We start from the raw sequence: 1375 nt of genomic DNA, 5'->3' as shown, positions 1-1375 counted from the left end.
CATCTGGCCCGGCCACGAATCGGTGATCACCAGGCAGCCGTCGCCCGGTCCCTCGATCGGCGTGCCGTCGTTGTCGAGCAGGCGCGGCTTCACCCCGAACATCGGCTTGCTGGCCGAACCGGGCTTGAGCGCGGTGGCCCCGGGCAGCGGCGTGATCATCGCCCCGCCCGTCTCGGTCTGCCACCAGGTGTCGACGATCGGGCAGCGCCCTTCGCCCACCACGGCGTGATACCATTCCCACGCCTCGGGATTGATCGGCTCGCCCACCGAGCCCAGCAGCCGCAGGCTCTTGCGGCTGGTCTGCCGCACCCATTCGTCGCCCTCGCGCATCAGCGCGCGCAGCGCGGTCGGCGCGCCATAGAAGATCTCCACGCCGAACTTGTCCACCACCTGCCAGAACCGGCTGGGATCGGGGAAGTTGGGCACCCCTTCGAACATCACCGTGGTCGCCCCGTTCATCAGCGGGCCGTAGACCACATAGGAATGGCCCGTCACCCAGCCCACGTCGGCCGCGCACCAGTAGATCTGCCCGGGACGGTAATCGAACACGTATTCGTGCGTCATCGAGGCCCAGACCGCATAGCCGCCGGTGGTGTGCAGCACCCCCTTGGGCTTGCCGGTGGAGCCCGAGGTATAAAGGATGAACAGCGGGTCTTCCGCGTTCATCTCCTCGGGCGGGCATTGCGCGCTCTGGCCGGCGACGCTGCTGGCCCAGTCGATGTCGCGGCCCTCGACCAGCGGCACGCCCCCGGTGGTGCTGGCGCCGGTATGCGCCAGCACCACCACCGTATCAACGCCGGGGCAATGCGCCAGCGCTTCATCGACATTGGCTTTCAGCGGCACCTTCTTGCCCCCGCGCAACCCCTCGTCGGCGGTGAGCACCACGCGGCTGTCGCAATCCTGGATGCGGCCCGCCAGCGCATCGGGCGAGAAGCCGGCGAAGACGATCGAATGGATCGCCCCGATCCGCGCGCAGGCCAGCATCGCCACCGCCGCCTCGGGCACCATCGGCAGGTAGATCGTCACCCGGTCCCCCCTGGCCACGCCGCGCGCCTTCAGCAGGTTGGCAAACCGGCACACCGCATCGTGCAACTCGCGATAGGTGATGCGCCGTTCGGGGTTGGCCGGATCGTCGGGCTCCCACAGGATCGCCACCGCGTCGCCACGCTCGGCCAGGTGGCGGTCCAGGCAGTTGGCCGCCAGGTTCAAGGTGCCGTCACCGAACCAGCGAATGCCGAAATCGCCTTCGGCAAAGCTCGTCTGCTTCACTTGCGTGAACGGACGCAGCCAGTCCAGCCGGCACGCCTCCTCGCGCCAGAACCCTTCCGGGTCCTCCACCGAGCGCCGGTACATCGCATCATACCGGGCCGCGTCA

The 1375-nt window shown here is 68.6% G+C and carries 1 protein-coding gene; it reads right to left on the bottom strand.

Features of this window, described 5'->3' with window-relative positions; all coding sequences use genetic code 11:
- The coding region (locus tag PYV00_RS24020; RefSeq protein WP_275230864.1) for an acetate--CoA ligase at nt 1-1375 on the bottom strand (1375 nt) is incomplete at both ends.

Origin of the sequence: Novosphingobium album (ex Liu et al. 2023) (genome assembly GCF_029076845.1) — a bacterium.
In the GTDB taxonomy this organism is placed as follows: domain Bacteria; phylum Pseudomonadota; class Alphaproteobacteria; order Sphingomonadales; family Sphingomonadaceae; genus Novosphingobium.
This window is presented reverse-complemented; position numbering and strand designations above follow the sequence as displayed.